General features: G+C 47.8%; 15 protein-coding genes and 1 pseudogene. 2 read left to right on the top strand and 14 right to left on the bottom strand.

All coding sequences use genetic code 11. From position 1 onward, the window contains the following. Nucleotides 1–245: 245 nt before the first annotated feature. Nucleotides 246–1520: a 6-bladed beta-propeller gene (locus EII41_RS08260; RefSeq protein WP_124790200.1), complete on the bottom strand. Its 1275-nt coding sequence runs from the start codon at nucleotides 1518–1520 to the stop codon at nucleotides 246–248. A 239-nt stretch (nucleotides 1521–1759) separates the two neighbouring features. Here EII41_RS08260 and EII41_RS08250 point away from each other — a divergent pair, with 239 nt between their 5' ends. Then, entirely contained in the window at nucleotides 1760–1990 is a 231-nt protein-coding gene (locus tag EII41_RS08250; protein WP_260425527.1) for a hypothetical protein, read from the top strand. Nucleotides 1991–2342: 352 nt separating this feature from the next. Here EII41_RS08250 and EII41_RS08245 read toward each other — a convergent pair whose 3' ends face one another. The 6 genes from EII41_RS08245 to EII41_RS08220 form a co-directional block, all read right to left on the bottom strand. Beyond that, nucleotides 2343–3623 (bottom strand): O-acetylhomoserine aminocarboxypropyltransferase/cysteine synthase family protein, encoded by a 1281-nt coding sequence (locus EII41_RS08245; RefSeq protein ID WP_124790199.1) that lies wholly within the window; start codon nucleotides 3621–3623, stop codon nucleotides 2343–2345. Nucleotides 3624–3680: 57 nt separating this feature from the next. After that, a complete protein-coding gene (locus tag EII41_RS08240; RefSeq protein ID WP_124790198.1) occupies nucleotides 3681–4967 on the bottom strand; it encodes an ABC transporter permease in 1287 nt (428 codons plus the stop codon). Further along, nucleotides 4964–5887, bottom strand: a complete 924-nt coding sequence (locus EII41_RS08235) for an ABC transporter ATP-binding protein (protein ID WP_124752711.1) — start codon at nucleotides 5885–5887, stop codon at nucleotides 4964–4966. Before EII41_RS08235 ends, EII41_RS08240 begins: the two co-directional genes overlap by 4 nt. A 5-nt stretch (nucleotides 5888–5892) precedes the next feature. Beyond that, nucleotides 5893–7992 (bottom strand): DNA primase, encoded by a 2100-nt coding sequence (gene dnaG, locus EII41_RS08230; RefSeq protein WP_124790197.1) that lies wholly within the window; start codon nucleotides 7990–7992, stop codon nucleotides 5893–5895. A 343-nt stretch (nucleotides 7993–8335) separates the two neighbouring features. Continuing rightward, nucleotides 8336–8662, bottom strand: a complete 327-nt coding sequence (locus EII41_RS08225) for a hypothetical protein (protein WP_124752707.1) — start codon at nucleotides 8660–8662, stop codon at nucleotides 8336–8338. Continuing rightward, entirely contained in the window at nucleotides 8662–8964 is a 303-nt protein-coding gene (locus EII41_RS08220) for an FtsB family cell division protein (RefSeq protein ID WP_124752705.1), read from the bottom strand. The genes EII41_RS08225 and EII41_RS08220 overlap by 1 nt, the downstream gene beginning before the upstream one ends. 141 nt (nucleotides 8965–9105) lie before the next feature. Here EII41_RS08220 and EII41_RS14750 point away from each other — a divergent pair. After that, nucleotides 9106–10844 (top strand): annotated as a pseudogene (locus EII41_RS14750) (DNA polymerase III subunit gamma/tau). Nucleotides 10845–10892: 48 nt separating this feature from the next. Here the strand turns inward: EII41_RS14750 and lon are convergent. The 7 genes from lon to EII41_RS08175 all read right to left on the bottom strand — a co-directional run bounded on the left by lon (nucleotide 10893) and on the right by EII41_RS08175 (nucleotide 22613). Then, complete coding sequence (lon, locus tag EII41_RS08205; RefSeq protein WP_124790194.1) at nucleotides 10893–13361, bottom strand: endopeptidase La; 2469 nt, start codon at nucleotides 13359–13361, stop codon at nucleotides 10893–10895. A gap of 421 nt (nucleotides 13362–13782) precedes the next feature. Beyond that, nucleotides 13783–17325: a pyruvate:ferredoxin (flavodoxin) oxidoreductase gene (gene nifJ / locus EII41_RS08200; RefSeq protein WP_124790193.1), complete on the bottom strand. Its 3543-nt coding sequence runs from the start codon at nucleotides 17323–17325 to the stop codon at nucleotides 13783–13785. 39 nt (nucleotides 17326–17364) lie between these two features. Next, nucleotides 17365–18543 (bottom strand): ATP-binding protein, encoded by a 1179-nt coding sequence (locus EII41_RS08195; RefSeq protein WP_124790192.1) that lies wholly within the window; start codon nucleotides 18541–18543, stop codon nucleotides 17365–17367. A gap of 173 nt (nucleotides 18544–18716) precedes the next feature. Beyond that, nucleotides 18717–19220 carry a hypothetical protein gene (locus tag EII41_RS08190; RefSeq protein WP_124790191.1) on the bottom strand — a complete coding sequence of 168 codons (504 nt, stop codon included), beginning with the start codon at nucleotides 19218–19220 and terminating at the stop codon, nucleotides 18717–18719. Nucleotides 19221–19310: 90 nt separating this feature from the next. Next, entirely contained in the window at nucleotides 19311–20330 is a 1020-nt protein-coding gene (locus tag EII41_RS08185) for a branched-chain amino acid aminotransferase (RefSeq protein WP_124790190.1), read from the bottom strand. Between the two features lie 204 nt (nucleotides 20331–20534). Next, nucleotides 20535–21998, bottom strand: coding sequence for a flotillin family protein (locus EII41_RS08180; protein ID WP_124751896.1), 1464 nt, complete (start codon nucleotides 21996–21998; stop codon nucleotides 20535–20537). Between the two features lie 33 nt (nucleotides 21999–22031). Beyond that, on the bottom strand, nucleotides 22032–22613 hold the full coding sequence (locus EII41_RS08175; protein ID WP_124790189.1) for a hypothetical protein: 582 nt from the start codon (nucleotides 22611–22613) through the stop codon (nucleotides 22032–22034). Nucleotides 22614–22691 lie beyond the last annotated feature (78 nt).

Below are 22691 nucleotides of genomic sequence, written 5' to 3'. Positions count from 1 at the left end.
GCAAGAATATCCAATAATTATTCCATTTATTTTATTGACAAACAGTTTAATGAATATATTTTAAGGAGCAACTAGCTATCAACGCTCCGCCGCAGATCAAAAAAAATGATTTTTGGCGGAGTGTTTATTTCATTACATTCTGAAAAAAATCAAAAAACCATCTCTTTTTCAAGAGTTTAAGCAAAGTTTTTCAAGAAGAATTAAGTTCTAATCGATTTAAAAAGACTAAGGCGGATTATTCCCAATCATTTTTGTTTTAAATGCGCTATAATCAGTATGGGGTTATCGTCTTCGTGAATCTTATTCATAAGGTCTATTAAGTTCTCCTCTACATCTTGTCCTTTTGCTTGTTCTTCTTGTATAAATTCCTTTATCTGATACGGCCAAATTATATTTATCAACTTCTCATTACAAGCTCCCCACAAAGGAATAAAGTTCTTCAAACCACCCAAATCATTCTCTATATATTTAACAACATTTATGCTGCCATCCTCTTTACTGTATATACCCACCATCGGTTCACGCTGAGGAATGCCACGAAGTTTCCGAAATGCAATTAATTCATCAATTAACAAGAAAATATATAAGTTTGTTTCATATACGCCCATTATTCGGTATTTATGATCTACAAGTTCTACCATTCTGCATTTATCAAGAGCTCCTTTCTCCCAATATTTAAAAGCATCACCCAATAAATCCGTATATTCGTATAAGAGTTTGCGAGAGACTTTAATTCCATCATCTAATTTTATTACATATCTACATGTAAGGCCATTAGAGTTTACTGTGAAAACGGTATCGGTATAAAAATTATAAAATAACGTAGTATCACGGTAATATGATATACATTTATCATAAACTCCGGTGGTTGTATGTGCAATTTTAGAACTATTCCAAGGCATAATAAAGCGCTTTGAAACAATTTTGAAGTCTGTATCCAAAAAATAAAGTGTGTCCGGATAATTAAATAAAATCAAATTCTCCTGAGCTGAAGAAAGACATATCTTATTTGTCAAATGATTACCAAAAGGAAGATTAGGATCTTCTTTCGGAAGATACCACGAACGTTCTTTACCTGTGCATTCTCCTTTCTTATTGTATTGAATTATTTTCGATGCATCCGCATAGAAAAATCCATTATGATACAGTATTTTTGCTACTTTTGCATAAACATCTTCACATGGACCTTGTCCCACTTTCCCTATTTGCCCGATAAATTTTCCATTCCAATCAAAACAATAATTGGAGTAAAAAATATATTGCGGCTGAAAACTCATCAATTGCATGTCTCCCAATAAATTCAGCGAATTCGTTTCTAAAGGAATATAAGTAATACTGTCAACAAGTTCTGAAAGTTTCAATGATTCTTTTGGGTTTTTAATCGCATCAGTAGAATCTAAAACAAACCGATTCGGAGTTTCTTCATCGTTCGTTGAAATTCTTCTATAACAACATGTTATTATCAGTATCAGCAGAAAGAAAAACGATATTAATTTCAAATCTTTAATTTTCAACTTCATGATTTATTTCACCACAACAACACCAATAAATGCTAAAATTATTTTTCGCAAATTTAAATAAAATCCCCCGATCTTTTACACCGGCAAGATAAAAACACAAGGCCGGCGCTCTGTTTTCTGTCCGCTCCTGCGTATTCTCAGGCACAATTTTACGAGCTTGGAGGAAAAATTTAAAAAATAAATATGAATAGGAATCGAGCTGTCGACGGCTTTAATGTACACAAAGATAGCATTTTCGTTTGTATTATGGCCATGACGAAGCCATTACTTTAGAAAAAAACTATGGTGTGCTTACTCCGGACTTGCCTCAGATGCAAAATGACATAACAGATCATGGTGTCACCGAAGCAGCCATGGAGAGCACGGCCGTCTATTGGGTTCCGGTATGGAACGAACTCTGCGAATCGATGGAACTCAGATTGGTGAATCCCTATTTCATCAAGCAGCTTCCCGACAGGAAAGTGACGTAAAAGATAAATTGATTTTAAACTAACATTGTCTTTATACATTCAGGAAAACCAAACATGGAACAAGGCCGAATTGTTGTTGGGATTAAAATCTAAAGCGGACGTTAGGCCCTCATGTTTTTACATCTAAAGATCGGATCGTTCGTTTGGGCTGTAAGCAAGGCCAGGAGAGTGCAACAAGCACTTTCACGGTTCCCGTTTTAATCTGTTCTATTACGGAATCTTCTGAATTGAAAACGATGAGAGAGCCTCTTTCCTTTCCCTGAAAATACAATAATCAAAAAGACGGTGTATAAAAACGTTTCGTTTTACCACACCGTCTTTGTTATGCAATCACATTCCCGAAGCAGAGGAACTACACCTTTTCCAGCGCTTGTTCCACATCGGATAGAATGTCGTCGATATCTTCGATTCCGACCGAGAAACGTATCAGATCAGGAGCTACCCCGGCAGCAACCAACTGCTCATCGCTCAGCTGACGATGCGTATGACTGGCGGGATGCAGCACACACGAACGCGCATCGGCCACATGCGTCACGATAGACACAAGCTGCAAAGAATCCATGAAACGGATCGCATGATCACGTCCCCCTTTGAGACCAAACGTAAGCATCCCGCATGATCCGTCAGGCAAATATTTCTGCGCCAGCGTATGATATTTATTATCGGGTAGTCCGCAGTAATTCACCCATGCCACTTTCGGATGTCTGGCAAGGTATTCGGCTACGGTTTGCGCATTAGAGCAATGGCGAGGTATACGCAAGTGAAGCGTTTCGAGGCCAATATTCAGCAGGAAAGCATTCATCGGCGAAGCGGTCGATCCGAGGTCGCGCATCAACTGTACCGTTGCCTTAACGAGGTAAGCCACTTTTCCGAACTTTTCCGTATAAACAAGCCCGTGATACGAAGGATCAGGCATCGTCAAGCCGGGAAATTTTTCTTTGTGCGCATTCCAATCGAAATTACCACTGTCGACGATGGCTCCCCCAACAGCTGTCGCATGACCATCCATATATTTTGTTGTCGAGTGAACAACGATATCGGCTCCCCATTCGATGGGCCGACAATTGATCGGCGTAGCCAATGTATTATCGACAACCAACGGTACTCCATGGTTATGCGCTATCCGTGCAAAACGCTCGATGTCGAGTACGGCACCGGCCGGATTAGCCAAAGTTTCGCCAAAGACGGCCTTCGTATTCGGACGAAACGCTTTTTCAATCGCTTCGTCTGTAGCGTCCTGATCGATAAAGGTCACATCTACCCCCATCTTTTTCATCGTCACACCGAGAAGATTGAATGTTCCTCCGTAAATTTTGGAAGTACAAATGAGATGGCCGCCCGTTTCACAGATATTGAACAGCGCATAGAATACGGCCGCCTGTCCGGACGAAGTAAGCATGACAGCCATACCGCCTTCAAGCGAAGCGATTTTAGCGGCTACACTTTCGTTCGTCGGGTTTTGCAAACGGGTATAAAAAAATCCGGAAGCTTCGAGATCGAACAGTTTGCCCATCTCATCGCTCGTTTCATATTTGAATGTCGTACTTTGATAGATCGGTACTACACGAGGTTCGCCGTTTTTAGGCTGCCAGCCTCCCTGTACACAAACAGTACCTTGTTTTTGTTTATTCATCTTTGCTTTTATCATTTGTTATTCGGGGGACAAAGATAGAAAATTTAGATACATCTACTATTTAAACGATATCCACCGAATAATTTCTTTCAGATTCGGTTTCTTTCCGTACATCAAAATACCGATACGATAAATCTTGGCCGAGAACCACGTGAGACCGACTGCCGAGGCAAACAACAGAAAAACAGAAAGCAGCGTTTGCCAGAGCGGAATTTCGTAAGGGATGCGCATCATCATAACCACCGGCGATGTGAACGGGATCATGGAACACCAGAAAGCCAATGGGCCGTCAGGATTTTCAATACTGTAAATACCGGCGTATAACGCAAAGACGAGAATCAGAATAACAGGGGTCATAAACTGCTGAGCATCTTCGGGATGATCGATTACGGAACCGATGGCCGCAAAAAGCGAAGCATACAGCAGATATCCTCCGAAGAAATAGACGACAAAGAAAAATAGAATTTCAGAGAAGTTAAACGATTGCAGTTTAGCCATCCATTCGCCCATTTCGCCGGCAGTTGCCGCCCCTCCCTGCTGCATCGCAACAGCAGCCTCGGCACCTGCGCCGAAGAAGAGTCCGATCACGGTGAAGCCGACCATGGTAAGAATGCCCCAAAGAAAGAGCTGGGTAAGTCCGACAAGACCGATACCGATGATTTTGCCCATCATAAGGTCGAACGGACGGACGGACGATACCATAATCTCCACGATGCGGTTCGTCTTCTCTTCCGAAACGCCCTGCATCACCATCGAACCGTACATAATGATAAACATATAGATCGTCATGGTAAAAAGAATGCCGATGGCATAAGCCAGCGAAACGGACGATTCGCGTTCGCTTCCATCTTCGCTCAGTTTAATGGTCTGCACCTGAAACCGTATCTGACTTTCACGAATAATTTCTTCCAGTCTCGGTATTTGATATGACGCGATCTTATCGCTTTCGATTTGTTTGCGCAACGTTTCGTTCACGATGCGCGACAAAGATTCCGGAATCTGCTTGTGCGAATAGAGAGTGGCTGCCTGAGGATGTTCCAAAAGATCGTCCGTAATTTTGAGCGTGGCAAACACGTCTTTCGCCTCCTCCTGCGAGGTTGGAGCAGATGCTTTTCCGTCGAAAAAGCGGTAATTGTCAACATCTTTGAACAACGACACGTATTTTCCCGTCTCGTCGACGACAGACACATGAAATATCTCACTGCTCTTGATGGACGACAGCCACAGCGGTACGAAAATCAGTGCGATCATCAGCAACGGCGTCAGAAACGTCAGCAAGACGAACGATTTTTTTCTGACACGACGGATATATTCCCGTTTGATAATTAACCCTATACTATTCATGATGGTTGCGATGTATTTTGTGTGACGGTACGAATAAAAATATCGTTCATCGATGGCAACACTTCGTTGAACGAGCGTATTTCATGCTGTTGTGCCAAGGCGTTCAGGAGCGATGAGTTAGCGACACCCTCGGCCTTTCGGATATGTGTCTCTGCATATCCGTGCATAGCCTTCTCGGAAAGCACGGTGAACAATTCCGGTACGGACGTAAGGGGCTGTCCTTCGGCGACGACCACGCGGAAAATATTCTCTTTGAAACGCTCGCGTACTTCATGAATATCGCCCGAAAGGACGACATGTGAGCGGTCAATCAGCGCAATCTCATCACATATCTCTTCGACCGACGGCATGTTATGCGTCGAGAAAATCAGCGTCCTCCCCTCCTCTTTCAGTTGCAACATCTCCTGCTTCAGCCGATCGGCATTGACGGGGTCAAAACCGCTGAACGGCTCGTCGAAGATCAGCAAAGTCGGTTCGTGCACGACCGTGATGATAAACTGCACTTTTTGTTGCATCCCTTTCGAAAGTTCTTCAAGTTTACGATTCCACCACGGCATGATGTCGAACTTTTCGAACCATTCGGTCAGTCGCTTGTTCGCGTCACGGCTGCTCAACCCTTTGAGACGGGCAAAGTAGACAGCCTGTTCGCCCACTTTCATTTTCTTATACAGTCCGCGCTCTTCGGGCAGGTACCCGATTCGATAAATGTCGTCGTGCGTCGAAGGTCTTCCGTCGAAACGCACCAGCCCGCTATCCGGAGCAGTGATGCGGTTAATGATCCGGATCAGTGTCGTTTTGCCGGCGCCGTTCGGGCCTAACAATCCGAAAATCTTCCCTTCGGGCACCCGGATGCTGACATCGTCGAGCGCACGATGATTCGCGTACTGTTTAACGATATGTTCCGCTTCTATGAAATACATATAAGTTACATTTTTAAAATAATTCGTTCTCCTAATTCTTTGCTAAGCGCCACCTTAATGGCATTCAACCGTTTCTGTTCCTTCATTTGCTCGATGGCTTCGTCGATGCGCCCTTCGGTCTGCAACTCCTTGATTTTTTTATTGATGCCCGCGATCTGCTGCAACAGGTGAGCGCCTTTGAGTGCGAATAAGTCGCGTACGATCGCTTTCTCCCACATTCTCATCTGCCGACGATTCATTTCTTCACGTTCTTCCTCGGTCGGTTCCGTGATTGCTTCTTCAGGCGTTTCGTTCCCGAAACCGATCTGATAGATGCCGCCCGCAAGATTCGTAGCCACAGACGAAACTGCCGGGTCGGGGTGAGACGAAAAATAGCTCTCTGCCTTGAATCCGGGATAACGACACTGATCGACCGCCTCTTCAAGAATCTTACCAAAGAGCGGTGTAGAAAAAGCAAGGTGATCTTTCTGCAATTCTTCGCTGATGTATTCGGCCACACGGACGACGACGTGCTCCCCACTCTCCTCGTCCGTATAATCATACAGCACCAAATCGCCTTGCGACACGACGTAGCGGAGCAGCGCCTCCTCGATGGCTTGGTAAGGCGTAGGAGTCGCGCGTTTTTGCGGTGTCGGAGCAACGGACTGTTGTACGGGAGCAGTCGTCGGAGCATGCTCGCCTTCCGAAGCCGGCGCGGGTGAAGGCTGCTCTTCCCCTTCCGATATGGCGGGACGATCCGATGACGAATCGACGGGCGATGGCGGCGCAGCCGGCTGTCGATAAAGTGACGGCGCCCGGCGTCGCTGGGCGCGTATTTTATTCAGTTCGGCCAGCAGCACCGGCTCTTTGATTTCCATCAGATTACTACACTCTTTGAGGTAAACGGAACGGACGATATTATCCGGAATCACGGCGATGGAGTGCAAGATATCCGAGATCAGAGAAGCGCGTTTAAGCGGATCATTCCCCGCCTCATCGAGCAGCAGTTGCGTCTTGAAGCGGATAAAATCGGTCTCATGTTCCTGAATATACACCGAAAATTCAAACGCATTGCGCGACCGCGCGAACGAGTCCGGATCTTCGCCGTCGGGCAGCAGCAACACTTTCACGTTCATCCCCTCTTCGAGCAGCAGGTCGATTCCACGAATGGCGGCCTTGATACCGGCCGCGTCGCCGTCGTAGAGCACCGTGATATTGTTCGTCATCCGGTGAATCAGATGAATCTGGCGTTGCGTGAGCGCCGTCCCCGACGAGGCGACGACATTCTCGATACCCGACTGATGCATGGAGATCACGTCGGTATACCCTTCGACAAGGAAGCATTTGTCGGCCTTTGCGATCGCCTGCTTCGCGAAATACAAGCCGTAGAGCTCGTTACTCTTATGATAAATCTCGCTCTCGGGCGAGTTGACGTATTTGGCCGTCTTCTTCGTCTGGTCGAGGATACGTCCGCCGAACGCCACGACCTTACCGCTGAGCGTATGAATGGGAAAGATCACGCGTCCGCGAAAACGATCGCTTCCGGCTCCGTCGTCGTAAAACGTAACAAGCCCCGTCTTTTCGAGGTATTCCTTGCGGTAGCCTTTGCTGATGGCCGACTGGTAGAGATCGTCGCGCTTCTCGAGGCTGTATCCGAGTTGGAACTTACGGATCGTCTCGTCGCGAAACCCGCGCTGCACGAAATAAGACAGTCCTACGGCGCGTCCCTCTTCATGGTCGAGCAGCCGCGAAGTAAAATGTTTCTGCGCCCAACTGTTGAGAATAAACATGCTCTCACGGTCGCTCTGCGAACGCTTTTCCTCGTCGGTCAACTCACGTTCCCGCACCTCGATGTGGTACTTCTTGGCCAGAAAACGCAACGCGTCCTGATAGCCCAGTTGTTCGTGCTTCATGATGAAATAGACGGGAGATCCGCCCTCGCCACAGGCAAAGCACTTGCAAATATTTTTGGCCGGCGAGACGTAGAACGAAGGCGTTTTATCGGTATGAAAAGGACACAGACCGACAAAGTTCACCCCGCGCTTGCGCAGCGTGACAAATTCAGACACCACATCCACGATGTTTGCCGCTTCCAAAATCCGTTCCCGTGTTATCGCATCAATCATCCGTCTTTTTTTTGCGGAACAAAGATATAAAAAATAGCGATGCGTATGAATGATTTTTACCTCTCTCTCGACACCGCTCCCAACGAAGGTCTAAACATCGATTTCGAACCAAAAAGGTTCGGTATCCGAGCAAAAAGGTCGGATGTCCGAGCAAAAAGGTCGGACATCCGAGCAAAAAGGTCAGATGTCCGAGCAAAAAGGTCAGACATCCGAGCAAAAAGGTCAGATGTCCGAGCAAAAAGGTCGGATGTCCGAGCAAAAAGGTCAGATATCCGAGCAAAAAGGTCGGACGTCGAACCTTTTTCTGACGAAATGACGGAAAAATGACAAAAAGACGTGTTGCCTATTTTCGGTCTTTCGCGACGAAAGAAGTATACAGTTGAATCAGCGCGGCAATCAAGAGGCAAGGCACCCATTCCATACGCTGTTTGAACATAAACACCGACGCGACGATCATCGCGATTCCGGCAAACATATTCAGCCGGTGCAACCGTCGCAGGCGAAAATCCGTTTCGTTCTGTGGCGCGGTCAAGTAGCTGACCGTGACGCCGGCCGCCCCCACCGCGAAAAGCCAGGGGGCATAAATCCATTGAGTGATATACAGCAATGCCCCGACGAGCACGAGCGCCCCCGAAAGCATATAAATCCATGTGCGTACGCGTAAATCCATCAGTCTCGGATAATAAAAATATCTTCGTTTTCCCGTTTCATGTAAAACTCTTCACGGGCATACCGTTCCAATCTCTCCTTGCTCGTATGAATATCTTCGAGCTTCCGGCGATTCATCTCGATTTCTTTCCGGTAATGCTTAATCTCACGTTCGAGGCTGCGGATTTTATCGTCGTACGTATAGCGTACGTAGAGGTTACTGTCTCCCACCACAAACGTAAGGATCATGAATACGGCAATCACGATCACGTACAGATTCAACTTGGAGAGATATTTCGTATAGAAATTTTCTTTTTCGGGCATACCTGTTGAGAAGTTTGTGCAAAAGTATGAAAAATATTCCATACCTTTGCAAGAAAACAAACCGGATTTCGCGGCAAATACAAAACACCGTTCGGGGTGTGCATACATACTCGCCCCATCGCTGTCCGGCAACACAAGAAAATGGAAAATTATATCGTTTCAGCCAGAAAGTACCGTCCGTCGACGTTCAACAGCGTAGTCGGGCAAAAATCTCTGACCACTACGCTCCGGAATGCTATCCTGAGTAATAAGTTGGCACATGCTTATCTGTTCTGCGGCCCTCGCGGGGTGGGAAAAACGTCGTGCGCGCGCATTTTCGCCAAGACGATCAACTGCATGAACCTGACACCCGCGGGCGAGGCATGTAACGAGTGCGAGTCGTGCCGGTCGTTTAACGAACAACGGTCGCTGAATATCCATGAATTGGACGCGGCCTCGAACAATTCGGTCGATGACATCCGCTCGCTGATCGAGCAGGTACGCATCCCGCCGCAAGTGGGGAAATACAAGGTCTATATCATCGACGAGGTACACATGCTCAGTCAGGCCGCTTTTAACGCTTTTCTCAAAACACTCGAAGAGCCGCCTCATTACGCGATTTTTATTCTGGCGACGACGGAGAAGCATAAAATTCTGCCGACGATTCTGTCGCGCTGTCAGGTGTATGATTTCTCACGCATCTCGGTCGTCGACGCCGTAGAACATTTGCAATATGTAGCCGGCGAGGAAGGGGTGAAAGCCGAACCCGAAGCGCTGAACGTCATCGCGCAAAAAGCCGACGGAGGGATGCGCGACGCCTTGTCGATCTTCGATCAGGTGGTCAGCTATACGGGCGGAAACGTCACCTACAAAGCCGTGATCGAGAATCTCAATGTACTGGACTACGAATATTATTTCCGCATTACGGACACCGTTCTGGAAGGAGACATACGGACAAGCCTTCTCATCCTGAACGAAATTCTGGAGAAAGGGTTCGACGGACAGCATATCATCACCGGACTGGCCTCGCACTTCCGCGACCTGCTGGTCTGCAAAGACGAAAGCACGATCGTGCTTTTCGAAATCGGCGCATCGATCCGCGACCGATACCGCGAAACAGCCCGGCAATGTCCCGACTGGCTGCTGTATCAAGCGATCGAACTGGCTAATGAGTGCGACCTGCACTACCGTGAAAGCCGAAACAAGCGGCTCTTGCTCGAACTGACGTTCGTTCAGCTCTGTCAACTCCGGGAAGCCGGCCCTGCTACGATCGCCGACGCTAAAAAAAAAAGCGACTGAGGCTGCGACTGCTTCGGGCTATTGAAGGTTTACCCGCATCCGATACGCCTCGTAACGCCAACTCCTCCATACCGCCTGCGAAACAGACGCCGACGCCTGCCGCGACAAATACGTCCGGCACTGTTCAAACGCCGCAGAAACCGATTAGCCGGCGTCCCACAAGCACCTCTCTGACCGATCTTTTACAAACGAACAACAAAAAACAAGTTACGTATCATATCGAAGAAGCTTCGCAGGAAACGAATCCGTTCACCGAAGAGGAACTGATTCGTTGCTGGAATGCGTATGCCGCAACGATAGAGAAAAAGGTACATCTGAAAAATACGATGATCAACTGTCAGCCCGTACTGAAAGAAGATTTTTTGTTCGAGGTCGTCGTACATAACCCCGGACAGCAGGAAGAACTGCTCCATCACAATGCTTCTATCCTGCAAACGCTCCGCACACAGTTGAAGAACGGGAAGATTCAGTTAACGATACGCATCGACGAAGCGAACGAAAAAAGGCTGGCCTACACGTCGAAAGAAAAGTTCGAGCTGCTGAATGAGATCAATCCGCTGCTGTCGAAATTAAAAGACGAATTCAATTTGATGTTCGACTGACGGCGTTCCGCGCTTCTGTTGTCGGAACGCCGTATTCCGAAAACCCGCTTACCCGAAGAGCGGGTTTTTCACTTTCTCGCGTAACAAAGCGAGGTCGAGTACCTGCGTGATGTCGTCGACATAATGGAACGTCAGCCCCGCCAGATACGTCGCGTTGATTTCTTCCACATCTTTCCGGTTCTCGGCACAAAGAATAATCTCTTTGATCCCCGCACGCTTAGCCGCGAGAATCTTCTCCTTGATGCCGCCCACGGGAAGCACCTTGCCGCGCAGCGTGATCTCGCCCGTCATGGCCAGATTACTTTTCACCTTGCGCTGCGTAAAGATGGAGACGAGCGATGTCACCATCGTAATGCCGGCGCTCGGACCGTCTTTGGGAATGGCTCCCTCAGGCACATGGATATGTACGTTCCAGTTTTCAAACAGTTCTTCGTCGATGCCAAACTGTCCGGCATGCGAATGCACATATTCGAGCGCAAGCATGGCAGACTCCTTCATCACATCGCCCAGATTGCCCGTGATAGTGAGCTTCGACCCTTTGCCGCGACTCAGGCTCGACTCTACAAAGAGAATCTCTCCGCCCACAGCCGTCCATGCCAGCCCCGTCACTACACCGGCGTACTCGTTGCCCTGATACTTGTCGCGCGTATATTCTACAGCGCCAAGATAATCTTTAAGGTCTTCCGCCTTGATCATCGGGCGTACTTCCTCGTCCGAAGCAATTTTGCGTGCGATGCGTCGCATGATCTTGGCGATTTTCTTCTCCAGCTCACGCACACCGCTCTCGCGTGTGTACGACTCGATTATCGCCCGCACGGCGTGACGATGAAATTTGACCGTTTGCTTCGGAATCCCATGCAGTTCCATCTGTTTCGGAATCAGGTGACGCACGGCAATCTCGATCTTTTCTTCCAGAATGTATCCGCTCACTTCGATCAGTTCCATACGGTCGAGCAACGGCTGCGAAATCGTATTCAGGTTATTGGCCGTCGCGACGAACAGAATCTTACTCAGGTCGTAGTCGATATCGAGATAGTTATCGTGGAACGTCGTGTTCTGCTCGGGGTCCAATACTTCGAGCAACGCCGAAGCGGGATCGCCTTTGAAGTCGTTACCTACCTTATCGATCTCGTCGAGCACAAACACCGGATTCGATGTCCCCGCCTTTTGCAGATTCTGAATGATTCGCCCCACCATCGCGCCGATATACGTACGACGATGTCCGCGAATTTCGGCTTCATCGTGCAGACCGCCTAACGAGATGCGGACATATTTCCGCCCCAGCGCTTCAGCCACCGACTTACCGAGCGACGTCTTACCGACTCCCGGAGGCCCGTAGAGGCACAGAATCGGCGAACGTAAATCTTTCTTGAGCTTCAGCACAGCCAGATGTTCGATAATACGCTCTTTGACTTTCTCCATGCCGTAATGATCACGGTCTAAGACCCTCTGTGCATGCGGCAAGTTAAAATTATCTTTGCTGTATTCCCCCCACGGCAGACTGATGATGGTCTGCACGTACTGCGACTGTATCGAATAATCGGGCGATTGCGGATGAACACGTTCGAGCTTGGCGACTTCTTTCTCGAAGATTTCGCCGACTTCCTTCGGCCACTTTTTACTTTTCGCCTTTTCACGCAGCTCTTTGATCTCGATATCATTCATATTTCCACCCAACTCTTCCTGAATGGCTTTGATCTGTTGCTGGAGGAAATATTCTTTTTGCTGTTTGTTGATGTCTTCGTGAGTCTTCATCTGAATCGATGCTTTCAGCTCGATCAATTGATACTCACGGTTGAGAATAAACAGCAGTCGGTACGCCCGGTCTTTCAGATCGTTGATCGCCAAGAGTTCCTGTTTTTCGGGCGAATGTGAAAGGATATTGCAGCATGCGAAACTGATCAGATACATCGCGTTCTGATTGTTGCGAATAGAATAGATCAAGTCGCGGGGAGGCTCGCCGGAGGCTGTCAGCATCTTTACCGTAAGGTCTTTGATGGTCGAAATGAGCGCCTCGAACTCGCGGTCGCTCTTTTTCGGATGCGTATCTTCCAACAGAGAGACGCGCCCGGTCAGGTAAGGCTCCGTTTCAGTCAGCTCATGCAACTGAAAACGTTTGCGGCCTTGCAAGATAGCCGTTGTCGAACCGTCCGGCATTTCCAGTACGCGCAGTATTTCAGCCACGACACCAATGGTGTACAAGTCATCGAAGCCGGGATCTTCCACTTCCGTCTCTTTCTGACACAGCACCCCGATCATTATCTTTTTATGCGAGGCTTCCCGAATCAGACGCATGGACTTGGCCCGCCCGACGATGACAGGCATAGCCACGCCCGGAAACAGTACCATGTTCCGCAACGAGAGAATCGGTAAACTTTCACCGACCTTATCGATCCCTTCTGAAAAATCTTCGTCCTTGTCGCATTCCATCAGGATGGGCATCACGATTCCCACCGAATCGTCTATCTCACTGAAAGCTTCCCGCAAATATAATGTCTCTTTATTCTTTTTATTCATTCCGGCTGCAATTAAACCGCGCAAAGGTACAATATTTATGGAACATACGGAAAATCCTTAGTCCGTACACATGGTCTGACTCCAACCGACACGATGTTTATTCGCGCTGTAAAACGCCTTGCGCACTTATATTCTTCTTTGAATTCAGCCGCCAAAATTCAGCTTATGCCGATGCCGGATAATATCGTCCCATCCACCCGTATCTCGCCCGAACTCTCCGCTCTGTTTTTTATGGAAATCTGCACCTTACACCTCCTGAGTTTATAACACGCCCCTTGTCGTTGTATTTGTTAATTGAATCTATACTTACACGAACTTCGCGAGGACCTCAATCTATTCAGTCTGAATGAACAGAACAAAAAAAAGCGGAACACTCCGCTAAGGAGATTCCGCTTTTTCAATCACATCTTATTCAGGATTCTTACTTGCTCCAGTCTTCGGCAGCCATACGCTGATAGCTGCGATAACGCCATTTCGCATTTTCTTCGGCTGCGGCAAACAACTCGGCAGCTTCTTTCGGATACTGCTTGGCTACCGACGAGAAGCGCACTTCACCTTTCAGGAAGTCTTGGAAATCTTCCCATTTCGGCTCTTTACTATCGAGCTGGAACGGATTCTTGCCTTCTTCCTCCAATTGCGGGTTGTAACGCCACAAGTGCCAGTAACCGCAAGCAACAGCTCTCTCTTCTTCTTCCTGGCTCTTACCCATACCCGCACGGAGACCGTGACTGATACACGGAGCATAGGCAATGATCAGCGACGGACCGGGATAAGCTTCCGCTTCACGGATCGCTTTCAACGTCTGCGCCTGATCGGCCCCCATGGCAATCTGAGCTACATAAACAAACCCATACGTCGTAGCCATCAGACCGAGGTCTTTCTTACGCACGCGTTTTCCGGAGGCGGCAAATTTGGCAATAGCCCCTACCGGCGTAGCTTTCGATGATTGACCACCCGTATTGGAGTATACCTCTGTATCGAGCACGAGGATATTCACATCCTTACCCGATGCGATCACGTGATCGAGACCGCCGTAACCGATATCGTACGATGCACCGTCGCCACCGATAATCCACTGGCTACGCTTGATCAGGTAATTCGAGAGGCCTTGCAGTTCTTTGCATACCGGACAACCGGCTTCCGCTCCTCCGTTGATCACGGCTTCCAACTGCGGAGCCAATTCTTTCGTCTTGTCGGCATCGTGCATGTGATCGATCCACTCCTGCATCAATCCCTTGGCATCGGCGGGCGTATGATCACTCTCAATGGCCTGAGTAAACAGACGGACAATGCGTGCACGCATCTGCTCGTTGGCTAATTCCATACCCAAACCAAACTCGCAGAAGTCTTCGAACAGCGAGTTTGCCCACGCAGGACCGTGTCCCTTCTCATTCGTCGTGTAAGGTGTCGACGGTACGGAACCGGAATAAATCGACGAACATCCCGTGGCATTGGCAACCATCTCGCGATCGCCAAAGAGCTGCGTAATCAATTTCACATACGGTGTCTCACCGCAACCGGCACATGCGCCCGAGAATTCAAAGAGCGGCGTAGCAAACTGCGAGTTCTTTACATTCGCCTTAACATCTACCAAATGCTGCTTGCTCTTTACCTTGTCAGCACAATACGTCCAGTTTTCAGCCTGTGGCAACTGGCTTTCAATCGGTTTCATCGTCAATGCTTTTTCACCTTTCTTGCCCGGACATACATCGGCACAGTTACCGCAACCCAGACAGTCGAGCACATCGACCTGTATGCGGAAGGTCATTCCGTCAAACATTTTACCGACAGCTTTCAACTGCTCAAAATTAGCCCCTTTCTGCTCCTCCTCATCGAGTACGAACGGACGTATTGAGGCATGCGGACAAACATACGCACATTTGTTACACTGAATACAGTTCTCCGAATTCCATTCGGGCACAAAAGGCGCCACACCACGCTTCTCGTAATAGGCCGTACCTTGATCCCACGTTCCGTCCTCACGTCCTTTGAAAGCCGATACGGGCAGCAAATCGCCATCCTGCGCATTGATGGGACGAACGACTTCGTTGATGAATGCCGGATCGTTGTTTTCCTCCTTTTCGTCATCGGGAAGATTCGCCCACGCCGGATCTACCGCCAGCTGATGATATTCCCCACCGCGATCGACGGCCGCATAGTTCTTGTTCACCACATCTTCGCCCTTATGACCGTATGACTTGACGATAAATTTCTTCATCTCGTCAACCGCTTGTTCTACCGGAATCACCTTGGTTATACGGAAGAAAGCCGATTGGAGAATCGTATTCGTACGGTTACGCAGCCCGATTTCTCTCGCAATCTGCGTAGCATTGATATAATAAACCGTAATATTATTCTTCGCAAAATATCTTTTCACCTTGTTCGGGAGATGTTTTACAAGTGCATCATCTTCCCAAATCGTATTTAGCAGGAACGAGCCGTTCTTCTGAAGTCCGCGCGTCACATCGTACATATTCAGATAAACCTGAACATGGCAAGCCACGAAGTTAGGCGTATTCACCAGATACGTCGAACGGATGGGATGATCGCCAAAACGCAAGTGCGAGCAGGTAAATCCTCCCGACTTCTTCGAGTCGTACGAGAAATACGCCTGACAGTATTTATTTGTATTGTCACCGATAATTTTGATCGAGTTCTTGTTGGCGCCCACCGTTCCGTCGGCTCCCAATCCGTAAAATTTAGCTTCGAACATTCCGTCTCCGCCCAACGCGATTTCTTCTTTCTGAGGAAGCGAAGTAAACGTCACATCGTCTACGATACCAATGGTGAAACGATTCTTCGGCATCGGCAAAGCGAGATTTTCGTATACGGCCAGAATCTGTGCCGGAGTCGTATCTTTCGAACTCAATCCGTAACGTCCTCCCACAATCACCGGAGCATCTTCCTGCCCGTAGAAACAATCTTTCACATCCAGGTACAAAGGTTCGCCATTCGCTCCCGGCTCTTTCGTACGGTCGAGCACGGCAATACGTTTAGCCGTCTTAGGTACGGCTGCCAGAAAATGCTTGGCCGAGAACGGACGATACAGATGTACGGATACCAAACCGACTTTTTCGCCGTTAGCCATCAGATAGTCGATCGCTTCGCGCGCAGCTTCCGTCACCGATCCCATGGCGATGATTACGCGATCTGCATCTTCAGCACCATAATAATTGAACAATCCGTAATGACGTCCGGTAATCTTATTGATTTCGTTCATATATTCTTCTACGATCGCCGGCACAGCATCATAGAAAGAATTAGACGACTCACGATGCTGGAAGAAATGGTCGGGGTTTTCGGCCATACCGCGTGCCACGGGCTTCATCGGGCTCAGTGCACGGGCACGGAAGTCGGCGAGCGCTTTCTGATCGATCAGAGGAGCCAGATCTTGCGCTTCAAGCATTTCGATCTTCTGGATTTCGTGAGACGTACGGAATCCGTCAAAGAAGTTGACAAAAGGAACACGTGACTTAAGTGTCGCGAGATGGGCTACGCCTGCCAAGTCCATCACTTCCTGTACGGAACCTTCGGCCAGCATGGCAAATCCTGTCTGACGAGCCGCCATTACGTCCTGATGATCGCCGAAAATAGAAAGCGCATGAGAAGCGATGGTACGCGCCGACACATGAAATACGCAAGGCAATAATTCGCCCGCAATCTTATACATATTCGGTATCATCAACAACAGACCTTGTGAAGCCGTATAAGTGGTCGTCAAGGCACCGGCCTGTAACGAGCCGTGCACCGCACCGGCAGCCCCGCCTTCCGATTGCATCTCCTGCACCAGAACCGGTTCGCCGAAAATATTCTTCCGTCCCGAGGCAGCCCACTCGTCTACGTATTCTGCCATGGTCGAAGAAGGAGTGATCGGATAGATTGCAGCTACTTCCGAAAACATATATGAAATATGCGCCGCAGCCTGATTTCCGTCACATGTCAAAAATTTCTTTTCTCTTGCCATAAATTTCTCAAATTAATATACATCTAAATTTTATTTATCTCAATATAAAAATCCGAACAGCCATAAAGGAATCAGGTTTTCTCCTCCTATTTCCATTTTATCGACCACATAGAAGATATCCGGATTGAATTTTCCTTTCGTGTCGGGAACAATCTGGAAATGACAATCCCCATTCACTAAAAAACGAGCGTTTTGATTGCTCTCACTTATGTTGTTATCTTTAATCAGTTGATTACAAAAGAATGTTTCGTTTACTGCCGGTTCATCGGGTATCTGCTGATTCATCACGTACATCAGATTGGGATTATACATATAGGCCCGCACAGGTTTTTTAGGATATTCCTCACCCGGTGCATAAAGCAGATTAATCATCCGTGCATCTTGCAGATATTTAATATAGTTCATCACCGTTGCCCGCGATGTCTCGATCAACTTACTTAACTGGCTCACGTTCGGCGTACAAGGCATGTGAAGCGAAAGCAAATAGAGCAATTTACGTAGCTTCGTCAAGTAACTCTGCTCGATCTGTTTAATGTATAAAACGTCGACCTCAAGCGTCATATTCATCGTTTTAAGTAAGTTCTCCGAATAGTTTCGCTTTTCGAGAAAGAACGGATAGAAACCGTGATGGAGATAATCGTGAAAGTAAGCACGAGGCTTTATCGATGCACATACCTCACGGGCTATATCGACATGATTTTTCATTACCTCGTCGAACGAATAGGCCGGAAAGTCGGTACCGGCCATCAAATTCAGAAATTCGCGAAACGAGAAGCCTCGCAAGTAATATGATGATACTTTCCCGGCCAGATCGGGATTCTCGTCTTTAAGACGCATGACAGACGAACCGGTAAACACAATCCGCAAATCGGTGAAATGATCGTAGCAATATCTCAACTCACGGGACCATTCAGGATATTTAAACACCTGATCGATAAGCAGTACTTTGCCTCCTTGTGCACGAAACTCACCGGCAAAGTCGATCAAGGTCCGATCCGTAAAAAAGAAATGATTCAGATTGATATACAGGCATTCTTTATTGTCGGGACCAAAAAACTCATTGGCATACAGCAGGAGAAACGTTGTTTTCCCTACTCCACGCGAGCCTTTGATGCCAATCAACCGTTGGTTCCAGTCGATTTCATCCATCAGTCCACGCCTAACGGTCGAGCCGAGATGTGCCAATAGATATTGATGTGTTCGGTAGAAAGCCTCCATGCCTTGTTAAAAATCGAAGGCAAAGATACGAAGATATTTGAAATTGTAATCTCGAGTTGGCAAAAAACTACAAAAATTGCCATTTGCTTCTGGCAATTCTCGTAAAAGGTCGAAGATTACATCGTGTGATCAAGAGAGTGACTGAGCTCCTTACAGCCACATTAAACGATATATCAAAAAGATACATCATTCTTCAGGGAAGGACCCAAAAAGATGATCGTATCGGTAGCTGCATGGTGAGTAAATGTATAAGCGACACCATCATTGATTCGTATCGTATAGGTTCCGTGTCTCAACGGTATTTCATATTTCAGATTGTACGGGCAGAGACATCGCACGCTATTTTTCGAAACGTCTTTTTCCTTCACCCACAGCTGATCTCCCTTTTGACTGACCCGAATCTCCATTTTTGCCGCACAATTATAAATCACACTATCGTGAGCTATCTGCAAACGACCGTCCTCAACGGCTTTCAGACGAAGCGTTTCATACAAGCCGGAAGAAGCGGACGACGCTTCTTCCGATCTGATATTCGATAAACAACCCGAATTGTAGATATTATAGATTTTCAAAGAGGTACCGGCAACCGTACTTTGCATGTCTTCTTCATTACATCCCCATGCCCAAAGCATGGTTGCCAATACCCCTATATACAGAAACATTCTCTTCATTTTCATTTTACTCCGTTTTTTTTTAGTCATTCTATATATAGATGACGCAAAACAGGAGCCAAATGTTGCACGTTTCTGTTATTTTTTTTACTTTTTTTATTCGATCACCTTCACCCAGCCGTATTCGTCCGGTTCGTCACCGTACTGAATGGCACGCAATTTATGATACAAACGGGTACAAACAGGGCCTACTTTTCCATCTTTCGCAATAACGTACTGCTTGTTCTCATCCAAGTCGTCGATCTGAGAAATCGGAGCGATAACGGCTGCCGTTCCGCATTCGGCCGCTTCGTCGAATGTCGCGATTTCTTCAAAAGGCACCGGACGACGCTCTACCGTCATGCCCATTTGCTCGGCAAGCTGCATCAGGCTCTTGTTCGTAATCGAGGGAAGGATAGATTCGGATGCCGGTGTGATATACGTATTGCCGCGTATGCCGAAAAAGTTGGCCGGGCCGCATTCGTCAATGTATTTTTTCTCTTTCGGATCAAGATAAAGTACGGCCGCATAGCCGCCTTGTCGTGCCTTTTCGCCGGCTAGAAGGCTGGCTGCGTAATTTCCTCCGACTTTCACCATTCCCGTACCATGAGGCGCCGCACGATCGTACCCGCGCATAATGCAGACTTTCGACGGTTGGAAACCATTCTTAAAATATGGACCTACGGGAGTAACAAAGATAAGGAACAAATACTCGACAGCCGGTTTAACACCCACCTGTGCACCGGTTCCGATCAGCAGCGGACGAAGATAGAGCGACGAGCCGCTTTCGTAGGGAGGAATGAAACGTTGGTTCAGCAGTACAACCTTGCGTACAGCTTCTTCAAATTTCTCGACTGGCAATTCCGGCATCAAGATAGCACGACTCGACGATTGGAGCCGCTTAGCGTTCTCATCCATCCGAAACACACGAATTTTACCGTCTTTGCCACGGAAAGCCTTCAGTCCTTCAAATGCTTCCTGACCATAGTGCAGACACGTAGCCGCCATGTGAATATTAACCATTTCGGACGAAGAAATTTCAATCTCGCCCCATTTGCCATCGCGATAGCAGCATCTTACGTTATAATCCGTCTTCATGTATCCGAACGGAATTTCCGACCAATTGATATTTTCCATTTTGTTAGAGTTTAAAATTTACATAAAAATTAAAATGCAAATGTACATGATAATTTCTCAATTTCCACGCAGACCCACAAAAGTTTTACCATAAACCTGCGTTTAACGGCCGTGCGCCTTGTCTTTTGTTCTCATAAATATAAAAACCCCTCCGAACGCTACAAACAACATTCGGGGGGATAAAAGACTTTTTCTTCTCACACTTTACCTTTTCGTAGGCGGTTCTTTTCTTTCGGGAGCAGGCTCGGATTCCACAGGCTTCAGCGGAATCGTCGTCTTGTCATCCTGTCCTTTGAGATACGACGGAAGATTCATTCCGGCCATGTTAAACAGATCGTTCAGCGGGGGAACGGATTTCATCAGCCCGGAAATAAAGTTGGCGGTCGAGGTCATTCCTTTGCCGTCTGCATTGTTGCCATCCCAAACGGTAATCTTGTCGATCTTGATATTCTTGACGGCTTCCACTTGCGTTTTGACAAGCTCCGGCAATTTGTCGGTGATCAACATCAGCACCGCCTTATCGGGATCGCTTCCCGCAGCACGGACAAGACGATCGTATCCTTCGGCCTGCTTCGTGAGTACCTCGTAGATACCACGCGCTTCGGCATCCATCTTCGCAAAGATAGCATCGGCCTCACCTCGTGCTTTGCGACGCAGCTTCTCGGCCTCGGCTTCGGCATCGATAATCGCCTTTTCCTTCTCGATCTCTGCCGGAACAACCACGTTTGCCGTCTGCGTAGCCTTTTCACGTTCGGCACGCGTCAACTCGGCTTCGCGTTCCGACTGATAAGCTTCCTGCAACGCTTTTGCAGTCTGCACCTTTTCGGCTGCTACGGCGCGGCGTGCCGCTTCGGCTTCTTTCTCGCGACGCGTAGCATCGGAGTTCGCAATGGCAATCTTCGCGTTATTCTCTCCTTCGACAGCCAGCGCATTAGCCTCGGACGTACGGATACGCGTATCACGGAGGGTCTCTGCAATCCGAATGTCTTTGTCACGATCGGCTTCAGCTTTACCGATTTCTCCGAAACGATTCTGCTCGGCCACGCTTTTCTTGGCTTCGTTGATCGCCTTGGCAGCGGCCTCTTTTCCGAGCGCTTCGATATAGCCCGATTCGTCACGGATATCAGTCACGTTCACGTTGATCAATTTCAGACCGATCTTGCGAAGTTCGGCCTCAACATTGGCGCTGACGTTGGCCAGGAATTTGTCACGGTCCGCATTGATCTCTTCGATATCCATCGTGGCGATAACCAGACGAAGCTGTCCGAAGAGAATATCGGTCGCAATATTCTGGATATTGTGCGTATTTTGTCCCAACAAACGTTCGGCTGCGTTCGTCATACTTTCCGGCTCGGTCGAAATACCGACGGTAAAACGGCAAGGAACGTCTACACGGATGTTTTGCTTACTCAGTGCGTTGGTCAGGTTACATTCGATGGAAATCGGAGTCAGGTCGAGGAATGCATAATTCTGAAAAACAGGCCATATAAAGGCTGCTCCTCCGTGAATACACCGAGCGGAGCTGACTCCCCCTTCCTTATTCTTTCCGGTCTTCCCATACACTACTAAGATTTTGTCCGAAGGACAGCGTTTATAACGCGAAAGAATCGAAGCAAACGTCACAAACAAGACGGCTACGATGGCTACAATTAAATATAAGCTTGACATAATTATAAAGATTAGAGTAATAACTTAGCTATTTCAAAGTCTTTCGACTAAAACCGTATGGCCGTTCAATACCTGTACGACCCGAATCGGCGTTTCGTTCATCAGCCGCTCGCCGTCGGTCAGTGCATCGTATTCGCGGATGGCTCCTCGAACGGTTATTTGTACTTTTCCCTCACCGCTCCGGTGTGCCGGAACCGTCAGATAAACGGAACCTTTCGATCCCACGGCTTCGTTCATGTCGATCGTGCCTGATTGCTGCATGCCGCTCATCCATTTGAACAGGAACATAACGGCAGCTACAAGCAACACCCCGACAATCACCGAAGCGATCAGAATCGTCGCCGTACTTTCCGTAGAGGCACGCACGGCAATGGCCGTCCAGCTGAATCCCAACAGAAAGTTAATCAAGTTACGAAACGTAAAAAGCTGAAACGGGGTTGATTCCCCTCCGCCATCGACAGACATATCGCCCTCGAAACTAGCATCGAAATCGGTATTCGAGTCCATGCCGACGAACGTCATGACACTTTGAATAATAAAGACCAATGAGGCAAAAATTGCGATGCCCCAAAGTGTTTGCATAAATGGATCGAGCGATCCCCACCATGTTTCCATAATTCTGTTGTGTTCTTTAGGTTGTTTGTACTTTTTTCCTGACAAATGTAAATACAAATCTTAAAATCGCCAAGCAAT

Origin of the sequence: Tannerella forsythia (assembly GCF_003860135.1) — a bacterium.
Taxonomy (GTDB): domain Bacteria; phylum Bacteroidota; class Bacteroidia; order Bacteroidales; family Tannerellaceae; genus Tannerella; species Tannerella forsythia_A.
Note: the sequence above shows the minus strand (reverse complement) of the source record. Positions and strands in the feature narration are given on the sequence as shown.